This window comes from Adlercreutzia sp. CNCM I-6207 (assembly GCF_977072305.1).
In genome coordinates this window covers 18,585-35,286 of record NZ_CDRVLZ010000009.1, presented here as the reverse complement: position 1 = coordinate 35,286, position 16,702 = coordinate 18,585, and the positions used below count along the sequence as shown (strand labels likewise).

The 16,702-nt window shown below is 64.1% G+C and carries 13 protein-coding genes and 4 tRNA genes; 13 read left to right on the top strand and 4 right to left on the bottom strand.

The window, feature by feature from the left end; translation table 11 throughout:
* Window positions 1–37: 37 nt before the first annotated feature.
* On the bottom strand, window positions 38–958 hold the full coding sequence (locus ACW4QM_RS06065) for a teichoic acid transporter (protein WP_223900821.1): 921 nt from the start codon (window positions 956–958) through the stop codon (window positions 38–40).
* A 283-nt stretch (window positions 959–1,241) separates the two neighbouring features.
* Here ACW4QM_RS06065 and ACW4QM_RS06060 point away from each other — a divergent pair, with 283 nt between their 5' ends.
* The 7 genes from ACW4QM_RS06060 (at window position 1,242) to ACW4QM_RS06030 (ending at window position 5,053) form a co-directional block, all read left to right on the top strand.
* Window positions 1,242–2,150: a TerC family protein gene (locus tag ACW4QM_RS06060; protein ID WP_270358014.1), complete on the top strand. Its 909-nt coding sequence runs from the start codon at window positions 1,242–1,244 to the stop codon at window positions 2,148–2,150.
* A gap of 112 nt (window positions 2,151–2,262) precedes the next feature.
* A tRNA-Gly gene (locus ACW4QM_RS06055) sits at window positions 2,263–2,338 on the top strand.
* Window positions 2,339–2,403: 65 nt separating this feature from the next.
* A tRNA-Cys gene (locus ACW4QM_RS06050) sits at window positions 2,404–2,477 on the top strand.
* Window positions 2,478–2,492: 15 nt separating this feature from the next.
* Window positions 2,493–2,568: transfer RNA gene (locus tag ACW4QM_RS06045), tRNA-Gly, on the top strand.
* A gap of 210 nt (window positions 2,569–2,778) precedes the next feature.
* Window positions 2,779–3,243, top strand: coding sequence for a hypothetical protein (locus ACW4QM_RS06040; RefSeq protein ID WP_117284606.1), 465 nt, complete (start codon window positions 2,779–2,781; stop codon window positions 3,241–3,243).
* A gap of 78 nt (window positions 3,244–3,321) precedes the next feature.
* Window positions 3,322–3,396, top strand: a tRNA-Val gene (locus ACW4QM_RS06035).
* 172 nt (window positions 3,397–3,568) lie between these two features.
* The gene (locus ACW4QM_RS06030; RefSeq protein WP_373310783.1) at window positions 3,569–5,053 is read left to right on the top strand and encodes a basic amino acid/polyamine antiporter; all 1,485 of its coding nucleotides are present in this window, start codon (window positions 3,569–3,571) and stop codon (window positions 5,051–5,053) included.
* A 146-nt stretch (window positions 5,054–5,199) separates the two neighbouring features.
* Here the strand turns inward: ACW4QM_RS06030 and ACW4QM_RS06025 are convergent, their stop codons facing one another.
* Complete coding sequence (locus tag ACW4QM_RS06025) at window positions 5,200–6,138, bottom strand: diacylglycerol/lipid kinase family protein (RefSeq protein ID WP_022739850.1); 939 nt, start codon at window positions 6,136–6,138, stop codon at window positions 5,200–5,202.
* A gap of 66 nt (window positions 6,139–6,204) precedes the next feature.
* On the opposite strand from ACW4QM_RS06025, the gene rnd reads away from it, so the two are divergent.
* The 5 genes from rnd (at window position 6,205) to ACW4QM_RS06000 (ending at window position 11,380) form a co-directional block, all read left to right on the top strand.
* Window positions 6,205–7,353, top strand: coding sequence for a ribonuclease D (gene rnd, locus ACW4QM_RS06020; RefSeq protein WP_455798278.1), 1,149 nt, complete (start codon window positions 6,205–6,207; stop codon window positions 7,351–7,353).
* A 105-nt stretch (window positions 7,354–7,458) separates the two neighbouring features.
* Complete coding sequence (locus ACW4QM_RS06015) at window positions 7,459–8,124, top strand: zinc metallopeptidase (RefSeq protein ID WP_349050798.1); 666 nt, start codon at window positions 7,459–7,461, stop codon at window positions 8,122–8,124.
* A gap of 12 nt (window positions 8,125–8,136) precedes the next feature.
* Window positions 8,137–9,588 (top strand): exodeoxyribonuclease VII large subunit, encoded by a 1,452-nt coding sequence (gene xseA, locus ACW4QM_RS06010; protein ID WP_455798277.1) that lies wholly within the window; start codon window positions 8,137–8,139, stop codon window positions 9,586–9,588.
* A 50-nt stretch (window positions 9,589–9,638) separates the two neighbouring features.
* The gene (gene xseB / locus ACW4QM_RS06005) at window positions 9,639–9,905 is read left to right on the top strand and encodes an exodeoxyribonuclease VII small subunit (protein WP_022739854.1); all 267 of its coding nucleotides are present in this window, start codon (window positions 9,639–9,641) and stop codon (window positions 9,903–9,905) included.
* A 251-nt stretch (window positions 9,906–10,156) separates the two neighbouring features.
* A complete protein-coding gene (locus ACW4QM_RS06000) occupies window positions 10,157–11,380 on the top strand; it encodes an acetate/propionate family kinase (protein WP_022739855.1) in 1,224 nt (407 codons plus the stop codon).
* 242 nt (window positions 11,381–11,622) lie between these two features.
* Here the strand turns inward: ACW4QM_RS06000 and ACW4QM_RS05995 are convergent, their stop codons facing one another.
* The gene (locus ACW4QM_RS05995) at window positions 11,623–13,581 is read right to left on the bottom strand and encodes an FAD-binding protein (protein ID WP_117284603.1); all 1,959 of its coding nucleotides are present in this window, start codon (window positions 13,579–13,581) and stop codon (window positions 11,623–11,625) included.
* Between the two features lie 295 nt (window positions 13,582–13,876).
* Here ACW4QM_RS05995 and ACW4QM_RS05990 point away from each other — a divergent pair, with 295 nt between their 5' ends.
* Complete coding sequence (locus ACW4QM_RS05990) at window positions 13,877–15,331, top strand: response regulator transcription factor (protein ID WP_455798276.1); 1,455 nt, start codon at window positions 13,877–13,879, stop codon at window positions 15,329–15,331.
* 216 nt (window positions 15,332–15,547) lie between these two features.
* On the opposite strand, the gene pta is transcribed toward ACW4QM_RS05990, so the two are convergent.
* Entirely contained in the window at window positions 15,548–16,540 is a 993-nt protein-coding gene (gene pta / locus ACW4QM_RS05985) for a phosphate acetyltransferase (protein WP_223901415.1), read from the bottom strand.
* Window positions 16,541–16,702: the final 162 nt, after the last annotated feature.

The window sequence follows — 16,702 nt, the reverse complement described above, 5'->3', positions numbered from 1 at the left end:
TTTCGGTAATCTGCGGGGACAGCCGGGGACGGCTTTCCTAAGCTTGGGCGGTGAACCGGATGCCGACGTAGAAGGCGGTATTCGGCAGGCCCGAGATGTCGTAGACCTCGTCCAGCTCGATGACCGACACGCGCCAGTTGTAGGTACCGTTGTCCGTGGACACGACGCCGGCCTGGTAGGTGTTGCCCGAGTCGTCCACGCCGCTGTCGGTGACCTCGGCATTTTCCAGCCCCTCCACCTGCATGGCCCCCTGGACGGCCTTCTCGATGGTGCCCGAGGCAAAGTCCGCGTAGCGCAGGCGCATGTCGTCGCCCGCCTTGCGCGAGACGGTGAGCGTCCAGGCTCCCTTCAAAAGCTTCACGGCGTCGCCGGCCGACAGCTTGTCGATGCCCTGTACGTACATGAGCCCCGCTTCTTCCAGGGAGACGTCGGCGGGCAGCTTGATGACCTCGAAGCCGCCGTCGGGGTCGGTGCCAACGGGGGTGCGCTCGTACAAAGTGTAGCCGGCATCGGTAAGCGCGGTCATGATCTCCTCGTCGGAAAGCGGCATGAGCGAAGAGAGCAAAGGGAAGTCGTAGGAAACCTCGCGGGCCAAGTTGTCCTGCAGCGTCTGCTGCTGGCGGATGGGCTCGTTCATGATCTGGTCGAAGTAGCGCCCCAAGAAAAGGCAGCCGACAACGGCGGCCACGACCATGGCGGCCAGCATGATGGCCTTCACGCGCGGCGGCATCTCCAAGGGACGTGAGAGCTCGGCGCCGTCGTAGTAGCGAACGTCTCCGATCTGCACGGTGCTCTTCGGCTCGCGGGCCAGCGGGTGGAAGCCTGCACGGCGGGTGGGAGGCATCTCGGCTTCGCCCGATCGGGCGTGGCTGGCCTTGCGGCGGCGCGCCTCCTCGGCGGGGCTTGTAGCGGCTTCGGTTGAATCTACGGAATCGCGCAGGTTCTCGTCTTGGGTCATGAATGGCGCTCCTGTACGTTACGGTGTTGCTGCCGATTATACCATTGCTTCCCCGTTGGCTCTCTGCTAGGATAAACGGACTCCATGGGGGAGTAGCTGGCGCCAACGGGCGCGGCTCGTCAACATCGTGGCCACGGTTGCGCGCATGGGCGGCAACGGCGGACCTGGCGAGCCTCAATTAGCGAGACTCATGGTGCAGGATTGACCGCAGAGGTCCGTTCTGCACCATGAGTCTTTTTTTGTGGGTCGGATGGGCCGGCCCGCGCGGACCGAGGAGGAAGACGTGGATCTTTCGATTTTTGCGACCCCGGAGGCATGGATCAGCCTCCTCACGCTCATTTTCCTGGAGATAGTTTTGGGCGTGGACAACCTGGTGTTCATCTCCATCACCACCAACCGCCTTCCACCGGAGAAGCAGCATATCGGCCGCAAGCTGGGCCTGGCTGGCGCGCTGGTTATGCGTATCCTCTTCTTGTGCTTCGCCTCCTATCTGGTGCACATGACCGCATCGCTGTTCACCGTGAACCTCGGCGCCTACAGCCACGGCTTCTCGGTGCGCGACATCGTCATGCTCGTCGGCGGCGGCTACCTCATCTACAAGGGCATCAGTGAGCTTATCGACGTGCTCGCCCTCACCGAGATCAAGGCCGAGACCTCCGAGGAGCACAAGGCGCGCCATCTCATCGGGCTGCCCCAGGCCGTCGGCACCATCATGGTGATGGATCTCGTGTTCTCCATCGACTCGGTCATCACAGCAGTTGGCCTAGCCGAGCACCTCATCGTCATGATTCTGGCCGTCATGATCGCCGTGTTCGTCATGATGATCTTTATCGACCCCATCTCCAATTTCATCAACAGTCATCCGGAGATGAAGATCCTGGCACTGGTGTTCATCTGCGCCATCGGCGTTCTGCTCGTGCTTGATTCCGCCGGCATCCACACCTCCATCGAGGTGCTCGACATGCACATGGAGAAGCTCATGGTGTACTTCGCCATGATCTTCGCGGTCGTCTTGGAGTTCATTCAAATGGCCTTCAATTCGCGGCTGAACGCGTGGAAGAAGCAGCTGGCCGACGAGGCCATCGAGGAGGCGGTGCGCGAGGCCGAGGGCGGCGAGGCGCCGGCGAAGGTGGGGGAGCAGGCCCGTGCCCGCGTGGACGCGGCCATCGAGAACGCCGAGCGGCTCAACTAGCGATGCGGCCACGGAAGGATGCCCCGGGCGGCCGTTTGCGGACGAGTCTTGAATTTCTTGAAATTAGGGCTTGCATCGTCTGGCTGCTTCCCTTATAGTATCTCCTCGCGATGCGGACATGGCTCAGCTGGTAGAGCATCACCTTGCCAAGGTGAGGGTCGCGGGTTCGAATCCCGTTGTCCGCTCCATTGTCATCAGAAGGCCGGTCAGGCTCTTGTTTGACCGGCCTTTGCAATGACAGCCGCCAGGGAATGGCGACGTGGCCAAGTGGTAAGGCAGAGGCCTGCAAAGCCTTCACCCCCAGTTCGAATCTGGGCGTCGCCTCCAACCTGGAACCTATATGCGGACATGGCTCAGCTGGTAGAGCATCACCTTGCCAAGGTGAGGGTCGCGGGTTCGAATCCCGTTGTCCGCTCCATGATTTCACGAGTCGAGAGCCTGCGGGCTCTCGATTTTTTTTGCTGGAAGAGCCCTCTTTGCGTCGTGCTCGGTGCGGAAAGCTGCAGCGTTCGGTTTCCCGGCGAGCTGAGATGACTTTGCCTTGATCGTTGATCGCGTGCACAAAATGAACGTCACCCTATGGTAGTATGGCAGCACGAAAAGATTCGGCCGTGAGAGGCGGTTGCCCATGGAGACGAGCAAAGTAAAATGCCGCGAGTGCAAGGCCCGCGCCACCCAGTACGAGGGGGCGTTGCCGACTCGGGGCGTTGCGAAGGTCCTCGTGGCCGGGTTCGCCATCTACATCCTCGGCCTGTGGGTGCTCGTGGCTCTGGCGGGTTTCACGACCGGCGATGCCGCCGAGGTGGGCATGATGGACATGCTCATCGTGCTGGCCGTCGTCGTCACCCTTGCCACGGCCGGGGTGGTGTGGTGGATGTTCCGCCCGAAGGCCGGCAAGGTCGTTATCTGCGAGAAGTGCGGCGCCCGCTATGCGGTGGTGCAGCCTCCCAAGTACACCAACGGTTGGAACTACGACAAGATTGCCCCGGCATCGGGCCGCGAGCTTCCCGAAGGGGAGCCGGCGATCGATGAGGGAAGCCAGGCTCCTGCCCCCGCATCCGCGCCATCTGCCGCCGATTCCAAGGAATCCTGAAAAACCCTTTGACAGGGAGCGGCGATCTGTTAAACTACTAACTCGCTGCTGAACGAAAGCGAGGCGGCAACCCGGAATGCGCGATTAGCTCAGGGGGAGAGCACCACCTTGACACGGTGGGGGTCACAAGTTCAAATCTTGTATCGCGCACCATGAATTCGCAGGTCGGAAGAGTTTTCTTCCGACCTTTTTCGTTATCTCGACAAGTTTTCGTAACGCAGCCCTTACGTGGAAAAGTTGTGGAAGCGAAATAACCTCACCTGGGGTATCATTGTTCTCAATGTTCCCCTACCGAGGAGTTGGTCTTTCCATGAGCACAGAATCAATGACCACGACAGGGGCCGCCGTGCCCCAGGCCGCAGCGGACGGGGTGACCAACCCCAAGGGCATCGGCTTGTTTCGAATGGTCACCACGGTCATCACGCTCATCGTCGGCGCGGGCGTGTTCTCGCTGTCGGGCGATGCGGCGGCCGGCGGCGCGAGCGGCTGGGCGATACTGACCGCCTGGGGCATTTCCGCCATCGGCGTGTTCTGCCTCGTCATGACGTTCTTCGCGCTTTCCCGGGTTAAGCCCGACCTCAAGGGCGGCATCTACACCTACGCCGCCACGGGATTCGGCGACTTCCTCGGCTTCAACAGTGCCTGGGGCTACTGGATCTCGGCTCTTCTGTGCACGGTCAGCTTCTCGGCGCTTCTGTTCGGCGCGCTGTCGTACTTCTTCCCGATCTTCGGCAACGGCACGAACCTCTACGCCGTCATCGGCGCCTCCTGCATCATCTGGTTCTACGCCTTCCTCGTGAGCCGCGGCATCAGCGAGGTGACCCTCATCAACGCGGTCATCACCATCTCGAAGTTCGTGCCCCTGCTCATCGGCATCATCGCCATCATCTTCATCGGCGCCTTCAAACCCGACATCTTCATCGCGAACCTCACTACCGGGGCCGACCCGTCGCTGGCCTTCGTCGACCAGGTGCAGACGGCCATGATGGTGACCATCTGGGTGTTCATCGGCATCGAGGGCGCGGTGGCCATCTCCGGCCGCGCCAAGAAGGCGAAGGACGTGGGCAAGGCCACGATCATCGCGTTCATCTGCGTGCTGACGCTGTACCTGACGGTATCGATTCTCTCCATGGGCGTTATGCCGCTCTCCGAGCTGGCCAACCTCGAGAATCCGGCGCTGGCCTACGTGATGCAGGCCGCCGTGGGCGACTGGGGTGCCGTGCTCATCAACTTCGCCGTGTCGCTCTCGCTCATCGGCGCCATGCTCGGCTATACGGTGCTCGCCAGCGAGTCCCCCTTCGAGGCCGCCGAGGAGGGCGTGTTCATCAAGGCCTTCGCCAAGACCAACGCCAAGGGCGCGCCGGTGGTGACGCTGGTGGTCACGAACATCATCATCGAGCTCTTCCTCATCACCTGGTTGTTCACCGATTCCACCTACCAGTTCTTCTACACGCTGTCCGCCGGCATGATTCTTCTGCCGTACCTGCTGTCCGCCGCCTACTTCGCGAAAGTGGCCTTCAAGGAGCCCGAGGCCTTCAAGGGGCACCTCAGCGGTCCGATTCTCTGGTGGCGTATCCTCGGCTGCGTGGGCGTCGTCTACAGCTTGTTCCTTTCGTGGGCCGCAGGCGTGCTCGGTGTCATCCTCATGTGCCTTTTGTACGTGCCCGGTATCATCATGTACATTTGGGGCAAGAAGGAGCGCGGCGAGAAGTACTTTCAGAGCACCCTGGACAAGGTGGTGCTCGTCGTTATCATCGCGGCAGCCTGCCTGTCTATCTACCTGTTGGTGACGACGCCCGGCCTCGTGTAGCGACGCTTCGGTCGAAGCGAGAAAGCGGCCCCGGCAATCGCGCCGGGGCCGCTTTTTTCACGGAAGGGGAGGGTGGTAGATCCGTGGAAGGGAAGGAGCGGGCAGGGGGCCCTTGGGCGAGCGCGCTGGCCTCGTTGTGCGCGTCCCTAGTCGAGATTAAGCGGCGAAGCGCTCTCCTCGCCGAAGAGCTTCAGGCACTCCTCGCTCACGACGAAGCGCGCCGCCTCGGGCAGCATGCGCACGGTGAAGGGCGTGGTCGTCCCCGTCACCTCGCCGTCGTATTGCACATCCAGCGGCGGGTCGGCGACGACGGTGCATTCCCGGCAGCGGAAGACCTCCATCACATCGGGGCGCGCGGGGAACTCGCCGGCGCGGTCGAGCATGCAGCTTAAGATCGCCGGGATGAGGCCCACGGCGTCGTGGGTGTTCATGACCACGATGTCGAACATGCCGTCGCGCGGCAGGTTTTCGTGGACGAGCGAGATGTCGAACTGCAGCTTCGAGAAGTTGATGGCGAGCACTCCCACGCCCTGGGTCTCGACGGTCTTCCCGTCGATGGTGAGCGTGATGCGGGAGAACTGCGGCGCGAAGTTGGCGAAGGCCGCCGTGAAGTAGGCCATGGGGCCCAGAAGGCGCTTGGAGGGCTCCGCGCCTTCCATGATGGCGGCGTCGTAGCCGGCTCCGGCGATCATGGAGAATCCGAAGCGCTCGCCGTTGGAGAGCTCGATCTCCCCGATGTCGAAATCCATGAGGCGCTGCTCGCGCATGAGATGGGCGAGCGCATGGGGCTCGGCCGGCGAGGCGAGGTTCATGGCGAGCAGATTCGCGGTGCCGGCGGGGAAGGGGAGCAGCGGGATGCCCGTCTCGGCCAAAAGGTAGGCCACCGAGGCCACCGTGCCGTCGCCGCCGGCGGCTACCACGGCGTCGAAATTCTCGGCGTCGCGCAGAAAATCGGCGAGGTCGGTGTTACCGTCGGTGCAGCGCACGCAAATCTCGTCGCCGTCGGACGCAAAGGCGCGCATGAAGTCGTAAATGGCCCCGTCGCGGAAGCCGGAGGCCAGGTTGTTCACGATGAGGAGTTTCACATAATTCCTTTCCCTTGCTATTATAGGATGGTACTACAACCTCACCTCTTACAGACAAGGACCGTCGTGGAATACATTGCAAGCCAAGAAAACCTGGAGGCCTTCGTGCGCAGAGCGGCCTCGACGTCGGTCTTGGCCATTGATACGGAGTTTCTGCGCGAGAAGACCTACTACGCGAACCTCTGCCTCATTCAGCTGGCCACGGATGCGGAAGTGGCCGTCGTTGATCCCTTCGCCATCGAGGACATGAAGGTGCTCGCCCCGCTGCTCGCTGACTCTTCCATCGTGAAGCTCTTCCACGCCGGCGGCCAGGATTTGGAGATCCTCTATCGCGAGCTGGGCGTTTTGCCCGCGTCCCTGTTCGATACCCAGGTGGCGGCCACTCTTTTGGGCCACACCCAGCAGATCGGCTACGGGCCTTTGGTGCACAGCCTGTGCGGCGTGAACTTGAAGAAGAGCGACTCGTTCACCGACTGGTCGCGCCGACCCCTTTCCACTTCCCAGCTGGAATATGCCGCCGACGACGTGATCTATCTGCCGAAGATGTACCGCATCATGGTGGAGAAATTGGAGGCGAAGGGGCGTCTGCACTGGCTCGACAACGACTTCGCCGCCATGAGCGACCCGGCCCATTACGAGAGCGACCCCTTCGAGCGCTACAAGCGGCTCAAGCGCGTGGGCCAGCTTACGCGCCGGCAGCTCTCGGCGGCTCGGGAGGTGGCGTGCTGGCGCGAGGTGACGGCTCAGGAGCGCGATATGCCGCGCAAGTGGGTGCTCACCGACGAGCAGATCGTCGAGGCCTGCCGTCGCGAGTCCCGCACCATCGACGATTTGTTCCTGATCCGCGGCGTGCGCGAGAAGCTGAACACTCGGGACGCCCGGGCCGTAGCCACCGTGCTCGTCCGAGGTCTCGATGCTGCGCCCGATACGTGGCCCGAGCTGGACAAATCGCCGAAGAGCGAGCGCAACGTCGATGCCGAGCTCGATCTCATGGAGGCGCTCGTGCGGCTGCGCGCCAAGGAGAACGACATCGCCATGCAGACGCTGGCCTCCCGCACGGAGCTCGCCCGCGTCGCCCGGGGCTACACCGCCGATGTTGATGTGCTGCGCGGCTGGCGCCGCGCCATGGTGGGGGACGAGCTGCTGGAGCTTCTCGCCGGTCGGCTCGCCCTGTCCCTCGGCCCCGAAGGACTCGTGGTGACGCCGCGTTCCTGAGGCGGTTACGTATCTTTCACGCTTTCGGCGCCTCCCGGGCGACCGGGGCGCTCCCATGCCTATAATTGACTGCCAAAAATGCAAGGCATACGCAAGGAGAACCCTATGATTTCCAGCAGTTACCTCATGCTCATCGTCGTGACGCTCGTCATCGGTATGGGCGCCCAGTGGTATGTGAACCACAAACTGAAGACCTACTCCCATGTGGCGAACTCCACGGGGCTGACCGGCGCCGAGGCGGCGCGCCAGATGCTTTCCTACTACGGCATCTCGAATGTGCAGGTCTTCCGCGGCGGCCCGGGGCAGGACTACTTCGACCCGCGCAGCAACTCGGTGACGCTCTCGCCCGAGGCCTTCGACGGGCGCACCATCACCGCCACGGCCACGGCCTGCCACGAGGTGGGCCATGCCTGCCAGTACGCCCAGGACTACACGCCCATGAAGATCCGCGGGGCCATCGTGCCGGCGGTGAACCTGGCCTCGAACGCCTGGATCTTTTTGCTCATGGCCGGCATCGTCCTGAACATCGCCGGTCTTACCACCGCGGCCATCATCATGTACGCGGTGGTGGTGCTCTTCCAGCTGGTGACCCTGCCCGTCGAGTTCAACGCCTCCCAGCGCGCCATGGCCTACATGGGTCAGATCGGCCTGCCCGCCCAGGAGCGCAAGGGCGCCTTCGACGTTCTGCGCGCCTGCGCCTTCACCTATCTGGCCGCCGCCCTCACCTCCATCCTGCAGCTTCTGTGGCTGCTCGGCCAGCGCCAGGAGTAAACGGAGCCTGCTGTGGCGGTGGAAGAGCGCGAGACGACAACGGAAGAGGAGGCCGCCCCGGCCCTGTCGGTGTCGGCGGCCATGGGCCTGGCCAAGAATGCCCTGGAAGAGGTCGTGGTGCGCCTGGTGGGCGAGGTCTCCGAGGTGAACGACAAGCCCGGCTACAAGGCCGTGTACTTCACCGTGAAGGACGAGAAGGCCTCGCTTCCGTGCATGATGTGGATGAACCGCTACCAGGCCTCGGGCGTGGCGCTTTCCGTCGGCGCCCTGGTGGAGCTCACCGGGCGCTTCTCGCTGTACGCGGCCAAGGGGCGCATGAACTTCGACGTGTTCTCGGTGTCGTTGGCCGGCGAGGGGCAGCTGCGGCTGCAGGTGGCCAACTTGGCGCGGGAGCTCGAGGCCATGGGACTGATGGATCCGGCCCGCAAGCGTCCTTTGCCCGCCTATCCCGAGACCATAGGGCTCGTCACCTCGCCGCGCGGTGCGGCCGTCCACGACGTGCTTCGCACCCTGCGACGGCGGTATCCCTTGGCCCGCATCCTGTTCGCCGGCGTTCCCGTGGAGGGCCCCGGGGCGGCCGACGGGCTCGTGGACGGTCTGGCCAAGGTGGTCTTCGCCGGCGCTGAGGTGGTGCTCCTCGTGCGCGGCGGCGGATCCTTCGAGGATCTCATGCCCTTCAACGACCGTCGGCTGGCGCGCACCATTGCCGCCTGTCCCGTGCCCGTGGTGACGGGCATCGGACATGAGCCGGACACCTCCATCGCCGACATGGTGGCCGACGTGCGGGCCTCGACGCCCACGGCGGCCGCTGAGGCCGTGGCGCCGGCTCAGGGCGAGATCGCCGCCCGCATCCAGGGGCTCGGCGCCGCCATGGGCCATGCCGAGAGCCGTCGTTTGGACGCGCTGTCGATCAAGATGGAACGGGTGGCTTCCCTACCGCTGTTCCGCGAGCCGACGCGCCTGTTCGACGGCGAGGCGCTGGCCTTGGACGACCTGTCCGACCGCCTCGGCCGCGCGCTGCCGGAGGCGCTGCGCGAGGATCGCCACAGGCTGGGGCTTATCGGCGAGGCGCTGGGCCGCATGCTGCCCGGGCTGCTCTCGGCGCCCAGAGGAGCGGTGGGCGCCGCTGCAGGGCGCCTCGGCTACCTCGGCGAGCACTTCGGCGAGCGCTCCCGGCAGCAGCTCGATGGGGCGCGGGGGCGCCTGATGCGCGCCGGCGCGGCGATGACCGACCCCTATCGCGCGTCGGTGGCCGTGAGCTCGGCGCGCCTGCACGATCTGTCGCCTCTGGCCATCATCGGCCGCGGTTACGCCATGGCCAAGGGGGAGGACGGCCGAGTGGTGAGCTCGGTGGACGGCGTCGCGGCGGGGGAGCGCCTCGTGGTGACCCTCTCCGACGGTGAGCTGGACTGCACGGTGGACGATATCCGCCGCATCCACAGCGCCGTCGAGGCTTGGGACTGATGATACGCTCAGCGACGAGTGATACACGCAACGATGAGAAAGGAAGCGCCATGAGCGATGCCGCGAACCTTGACGAGAAGAAGCCGGTGGAAGAGCTGACCTTCCGCGAGGCCTTGAGCGAGCTGGAGTCCATCGTCTCCGTGCTGGAGAGCAATACGCTGGAACTGGAGGAGTCCCTCGCCGCCTACGAGCGCGGCGTGGTGCTCTTGGGCTCGCTGCAGAAGCGCTTGGGCGCCGCCGAGCAGCAGGTGGAGGTGCTCATGGGCGAGCTGGTGGCCGCCCCCGACGACGAGACCCAGGACACGACCCTCTCCTAGAGCGGTGACGGCGCGACAGATTCCGTAGGGGCAGACCTTGGTCTGCCCACTCGACCGGAATGATGTCTTCAGTTGGAAGGGGGGGATCAAGGTCGCCCTCTACGGGGAGCCGCCTCCGCAATTCAACGGAAAAGATGACGGGGTGTCAATCGGTGAGCGGCGCTCCGCTTGCCGATAAGGACGCGAGCAGGTGCGACGCGCCCTGCGTGCACTCCTAAAATAGGGGAAACTATTGATTAGGAGGTAAGTCATTGAACGTCCTCGTCCTCAACGCCGGTTCTTCCTCTCTGAAGTACCAGCTCATCAATGTTGAAACCCATGAAGTGCTCGCCAAGGGCATCTGCGAGCGTGTCGGTTCCGCCGAGGCCTTCCACAAGCACGGCATCGACGAGAATGAGGTGGTCATCGACACCCCCATGCCCGATCACAACGCCGCCATGGCCCTCGTGCTGGAGGCGCTGACGAGCGGCCCCACCAAGGCCATCGACTCTTTGGACGACATCGACGCCGTGGGGCACCGCGTAGTGCAGGGCGGCAAGTACTTCGATCGCTCCGTGCTCATCGATGACGATGTCGTCGCCAAGATCGACGAGCTGGCGGAGCTCGCGCCTCTGCACAACAAGGCCGCGCTCATGGGCATCGAGGCCTGCCGCGAGCAGATGCCCGGCAAGCCCATGGTGGCCGTCTTCGACACCTCGTTCTTCCAGACCATTCCGCCGAAGGCCTACATGTACCCGTTGCCCTACGAGCTGTACGAGAAGCACGCCATCCGCAAGTACGGCGCCCACGGCACCTCGCATCGCTACATCGCCGAGCGAGCGGCCGCCTTCATGGACGAGCCCTTGGAGGATCTGAAGCTCATCACCTGCCATCTGGGCAACGGCTGCTCCATCTCCGCCATCGACCACGGCGTGGCCGTTGACACCTCCATGGGTCTCACGCCTCTCGATGGCCTTATGATGGGCACCCGCTGCGGCGCCATCGATCCGGCCATCGTCCCCTTCATCATGGAGAAGGAGAACCTCACGGCGGCCGAGGTGAACGACCTCATGAACAAGAAGAGCGGGCTTTTGGGCATCTCTGGCATCTCCAACGACCTGCGCAGCGTGCGCCAGGCCTCCGAGGAGGGTGACGAGCGCGCCCAGCTCGCCTACGACATGTACTCGAACTCCGCGAAGAAATACATCGGCCAGTACATCGCCGTCATGGGCGGCGTCGATGCCATCGTGCTCACGGCCGGCGTGGGCGAGAACTGCGACAAGATGCGCCGCATGATCTTCGCGGGCCTGCAGCCGCTCGGCATCAAGATCGACCTGGAGAAGAACCGCAAGGGCCTGCGCGGCGAGCGCGAGATCTCCACGGACGACTCCGAGGTGCGCATCGTTATCATTCCCACCGACGAGGAGTACATGATCGCCCGCGACACCTATCAGCTGGTGAAGGAGGGCACGCTCGAGATCACCGAGCTTGCGTAGGCGCTTTCGGCTCCGAAAAACTAGCCCCGGATTGACGGTTGTTCTGTAAAGATCGTCAATCCGGGGCTTCTTTTTCTCCGGATCAGGCTGTTTCGGGAAAATGCTAGCCACAAATCGACGGTTCTAACGGAACAATCGTCGATTTGCGGCTGAAAAAAACGAGATCGAGGCCCAGAGCGGGCCACGATCTCGTGGGGAGGGATTGCGGGGCGCTCGGGTGCGCCCCTATCGCATCAGGCGAGCTACTTCACCTGGGCGAGGGCGTTGTTCACGGCGTCTTTCAGAGCCGTGGAGGAGACGGTGGCGCCGGCTACGGCATCCACCTCGGTGGACTGGGCCTCGATGATCCGGGCCGGCAGGGCGTCGAGTGCCAAGCTGCCCACACCAGCGGTCTCCTGCTGCTGCACGATGTCGATGGCAGCGATCTTGCCGCCCTCCACCTTCACCTTCACCGCCAGCTCGTTGCCCATGCACAGGGTCGAGGTGCCGAGGTACTCGTTCTCGCCGAGCTTCGCGGACGCGGTCGGGTCAGGATCGACCTCGTGGCTGCCGCTGCCCTGGGTGTAGACGATCTCGGAGGCCACGCCCAGGGGGAGCACCGGCAGCGGATCCTTCTCGGCCGCCGCGCCCACGCCGGCCAGCTGGCCGAAAATGAGGCACTCGGCCATGTTGCCGCCGCCGTTGTACTGGTACGGGGTCATGCCGCCGAACTCGCCGGCGGAGTAGAGGTGCGGAATGGGCTCGCCGTCGGTGCCCACGACCTCGGCACGGGCGTTGCGGCGGGCGCCGCCCTGGGTGTTCAGGAAGGCCTGGATCATCTCGATGGCGTAGAAGGGGCCCTCGCCGAAGGCGCGCATGGTCTCGGCGGCGCGGAAGAAGGCCGGGTCATAGCCATCGTTGGCCATCTTGTTGAAATCGGTCACGGTCTGCTCGAGCTTGCCGGCCGGAATGCCGAGGGCGCTCTCGAGCTCGGCGATGGTGGCGGCGGAGACGACCTGATCCTCGAACCCGGCCGGGATGCCGTGGTACTCGGCGATGGCCTCGTTCTGGGCGGCGTCCCACACCATGTAGGTGTTGCGCGGGCGCTTCACATTTACCCAGTCGCCGTTGCTCGGCACATGGCCGTGGCGGTTGTACACGTCCTCGCGCAGGTAGCGCTCGCCGCCGTTGCCCACGACGATGACGCTGCCGGAAAGGTTGCGCAGGTCGTTGAACGTCTTGGCGTGCTGATCCTCGTTCACCACGAAGGAGATGCCGCCGAGCGCGAAGCAGTTGCCCTCGTAGGCCTCCATGTGCCACAGATCGGCGCCGACGCCCATGGCCATCTTCACGCCGTCGCCGGTATTGAACAGGGTGCCGGCCGGGGTGCTCTTGGTGAGGCCCAGGAAGTCCTCGACCATCTGCTTGTTGTTCTCGAAGCCGCCCATGGTCATGACGACGCCGTTCTTGGCGCGGATGTTCACCGTGTCGCCGGCCTTGTCGATCTCCACGCCGATGACGGCGCGGCTGACCGGGTCTTGGAAGAGCTTCGTGGCCGGGGACATGTACCACACGTCGATGTTGTCGCTCATGGACATGACCTTGTTGCGGTAGGTCTTCCACAGCGCGGAGTTGCACACGTTGTCGCTCACGGTCAGCACGTGCAGCGCCTCGCCGCCTTCGAGCTCGGGGTACTCGGGGATGAACATGGCGATCATCGGCTGGGCGGAGGAGTCCTCCTTCCAATCGAGGAAGTTCTCCTCGGGGACGCCGAAGAAGTCGCGCAGCATGGTCTTCGTCTGAGTCAGGCCCTCGGCGTACACGTCCATGAGCTCGTCGTCCACGGCGAAATCGCCGGCCATGGCCTTGTTGTAGGCGAGCATGGCCTCCTTGTCGTCGGAGTTCAGGATGATCTGGCCGCAGAAGCGCGTGTTGCCGCCCTCCATGCCCTGAGGGGCCTTATCGATGAGCAGCACCTTCGCGCCGGCGTCGGCGGCGTAGCAGGCGGACACGGCACCGGCGCCGCCGAAGCCGATGACGACGACGTCGTACTCGCCGTCCCAAGCGATGGTGTCGGCGAAGGTGGTTCCCCCGTTGCCCGTGTTGGCCATGGCCTTATCGGCCGGGGTCTGCGGCGCGCAGCCGGCAAGGCCGAGGCCGGCGACGGCGGCCATGCCGACACCAGCGCTGGTGATGAACTGTCGGCGGGTATATTTTCCCATTTTCCACTCCCTTGTGGTCGGTGTCTTCGCGCCGGGTTGATGTCTGGCGAAGACGTCGCGTGACGCATTCGCTCCGGCGCTCCGGGGATCGCGGTGTCCCCGATCACGCTGGTCACTTTAGCGGCAGCATTGAGGTTAGCGTGAGAGATAACCTGTAGGTTAGCGATGGCGGAACTTGCTAACCTATCCCGCTAACCCACCTTTCTGGAAATGAGGAGAGACTGCCAATTTGCCGCTGGCGCTTATCTGCCTTTTGTGGTTTCATGGGTGGCAGCGAAAAGGGGAGGGGCAATCGATGAAACATCTGAGAGACACGATCGCGGGGCTGCGCCTCGGGTTCGAGGAGCATTTCAGAAGCGCTGGATCCATAAGTCTGTTCGTAGGTCTGGCCTGCAACTTGGCCTTCGTGGGCCAGGTGTACTTCTGGCCGGCCATGTGGCACACCTCGGCGTTCATGTTCTCCTATACCGATGCTTCCTATGTCGCCGAGGTCCTCTGCGCGCTGATGCTTGGGCTGCGTCTGCGGCAGAGCGGGCGCCTTGCCGTGGGCAGCCGATGGCTTTGGACTTTGGCCCTCCTCGTGCAGGCGAGCTTGGTGCTGTACTGCGTGCTGTTCGGGGCGGGCATCCACGTGCCCGAGCCCGTCAACTGGGTTTGCGGCGCTATCTTCGGCGTCTATCTGCCCGTGGCCATGACCTCGTGGTTCGCCGTGCACATCGATCGCCGCTCCTTTTCGGTGATTTGGAATATCGTGCTGGCGGGCGTGTTCGCCTCCTTCGTCATCTGGGTGTTCTCGGGCCTGGAGGCGGTAAAGCTGTGCGTGTGCATGGGGGTGCTCATGTTCCTGGGGACGTTCGTGCTCTCTCGCAAGCTGCGCACGGAGCAGGCCAAGGAGGGAGACGACGCCGCTGCGCCCGCGGCCGTGCCGGCGGATGCCTTCCGCTACCCGGCCTCGGCGACGTTTCTGTTCAGCTTCTCCTTCATCACGGCCATCGCCTTTGCCGGTATCGGGGGCGACAGCGCCTCCTATGCTTCGGGGGATTTCTTCGCCCCGATGCTGCTTATCTGCGCTGTGGTGCTCTTGGCAAATGCGGCAGTCCTCCCGCTGACGACCATCGCCGTGCCCGCTATCATCGTGGCCGTCATAGCTGCCTCCTATCTTCACCTCGAGCCTGCGCTTTCCTTCGATCTGGCAGCGCTCGGCATGTTCCTTTTCCTCGCCTATGCCGTCGTGCTCCTGTGCGCCAGCGCGCAGGGGAGTCGGCGGCGCACTCTTGCGGCCTTCACGAGCCTCATGGTGGCGTTTGCCGCCGGATGTCTCGTCGGCCGCCTGTGCATGGCGCTCTGCTTCGCATTCGCCGAGCAATTCGCGTCGAACATCATGGTTCTGCTGTCTATTCTGGCTGCCAACGCCGCCATGATCATCCTCGTGAGACGGGGTGTCACGCCGACTCGTTCGGCGGAGCTTTTCGAGGGCGAGCAGGCGACGGGAGATCTCGATGCGGCCCGTCGCGCCAAAGTGGATCGCGTGGCTGCCGCCTGCGGTTTGGGCGAGCGCGAGAAGGAGGTGCTCACGCTGCTCTTAGAGGGGTGCTCGGCCAGCGAGGTGGCCTCTGCCATGGTCGTGGCCAACGGCACGGCGAAGTCGCACATCCGCCACGTCTACAAGAAGCTCGGCGTCCACAGCCGCGACGAGCTCTTCGAGAAACTCAGCATCGAGAGAGAAGAGAAAAGCAAGCAATCAGTGTAGCAATCTGAAACGAGCAGGGCCCGGGCAGGGCAGGGATCCTGCCCGCAGCCTCAAAAATGCAGGGCCCGAGGTGGGCGAGGGGGTGCCGCGCGCAGTTCATTGAAGTGCATAAGGTAATGTCGCGACCTTTGGCGAGTCCTGCACTTCAATGCTGTTTGAGCACGGCACCCCCTCGGCCACCTCGGGCCCGGAGGGATAGAGAAGCAAAAAAGGACGTTATTTCCCCTGCGCCTGCACGGCGGTGATGGCCACCACGCCCACGATGTCGTCAGCCGAGCACCCTCGGGACAAGTCGTTCACCGGGGCGGCGATGCCCTGCAGGATGGGGCCGAGCGCCTCGGCCTTCGCCAAGCGCTGCACTAGCTTGTAGCCGATGTTGCCCGCATCGATGTCCGGGAACACGAGCACGTTGGCGCGGCCCGCGACAGGGGAGGCCGGCGCCTTCGCCGCGCCGATCTCGGGAACGATGGCGGCGTCCAGCTGCAGCTCGCCGTCTACCGCGAGTTCGGGCGCGAGCTCCTTCACCTTGGCCGTCGCGCGCACCACCTTGTCGGAATCGTCGTTTTTGGCCGAGCCGTAGGAGGAGTGCGACAGCATGGCGATGACCGGCTCGGCATCGGCGAACAGCGACCGCCACGCCGCCTCGGCGTTGATGGCGATCTGGGCCAGACGGTCGGCATCGGGCTGCACTTCCAGGCCGCAGTCGGAGAAGATGAAGGTGCCGTGGTGGCCCAAGTCGCAGTCGGGCACGTTCATGACGAAGAACGAGCTCACCATCTGCGCGCCGGGAGCGGTCTTCAGGATCTGAAGGGCCGGGCGCAGCACGTCGCCGGTGGAGTGGCAGGCGCCCGAGACGAGGCCGTCCGCTTCGCCCATCTTCACCATCATCATGCCGAAGTACAGCTCGTTGTCCATAAGCTCGAGGGCTTGCTCGAGCGTCATGCCCTTCGCCGCGCGCAGCTCGGCCAGCTTCTCGGCATAGGGCTCGCGCAGCTCGGAGGTGCGGAAGTCGACGATGCGGGCGCCCTCCAAGTTGCAGCCGGCAGCGGCGATGTCGTCGGCGTCGCCCAAGACGATGAGGTCGGCGATGCCCTCGGCGAGAATCGCCTCGGCGGCCTTGAGGGTGCGGATGTCGTTGCCCTCGGGAAGCACGATGGTCTTCTTGTCGGCCTTCGCGCGGGCGATCATGGAATCGAGGAACTGGCTCACGGGAACGTCCTTTCTCACGGGTATCCTGCCCTCATGATAGAGCACGGGCCGCCGCCCCGCACGGCGCGACCGCGCGGCAGGTTCATTTATTCGGTTTGTATGGGGTTTGGAGGCCATCGGATGCGGGCTGGGTACAATATCCTCCGAACGACGCCGCCCGAG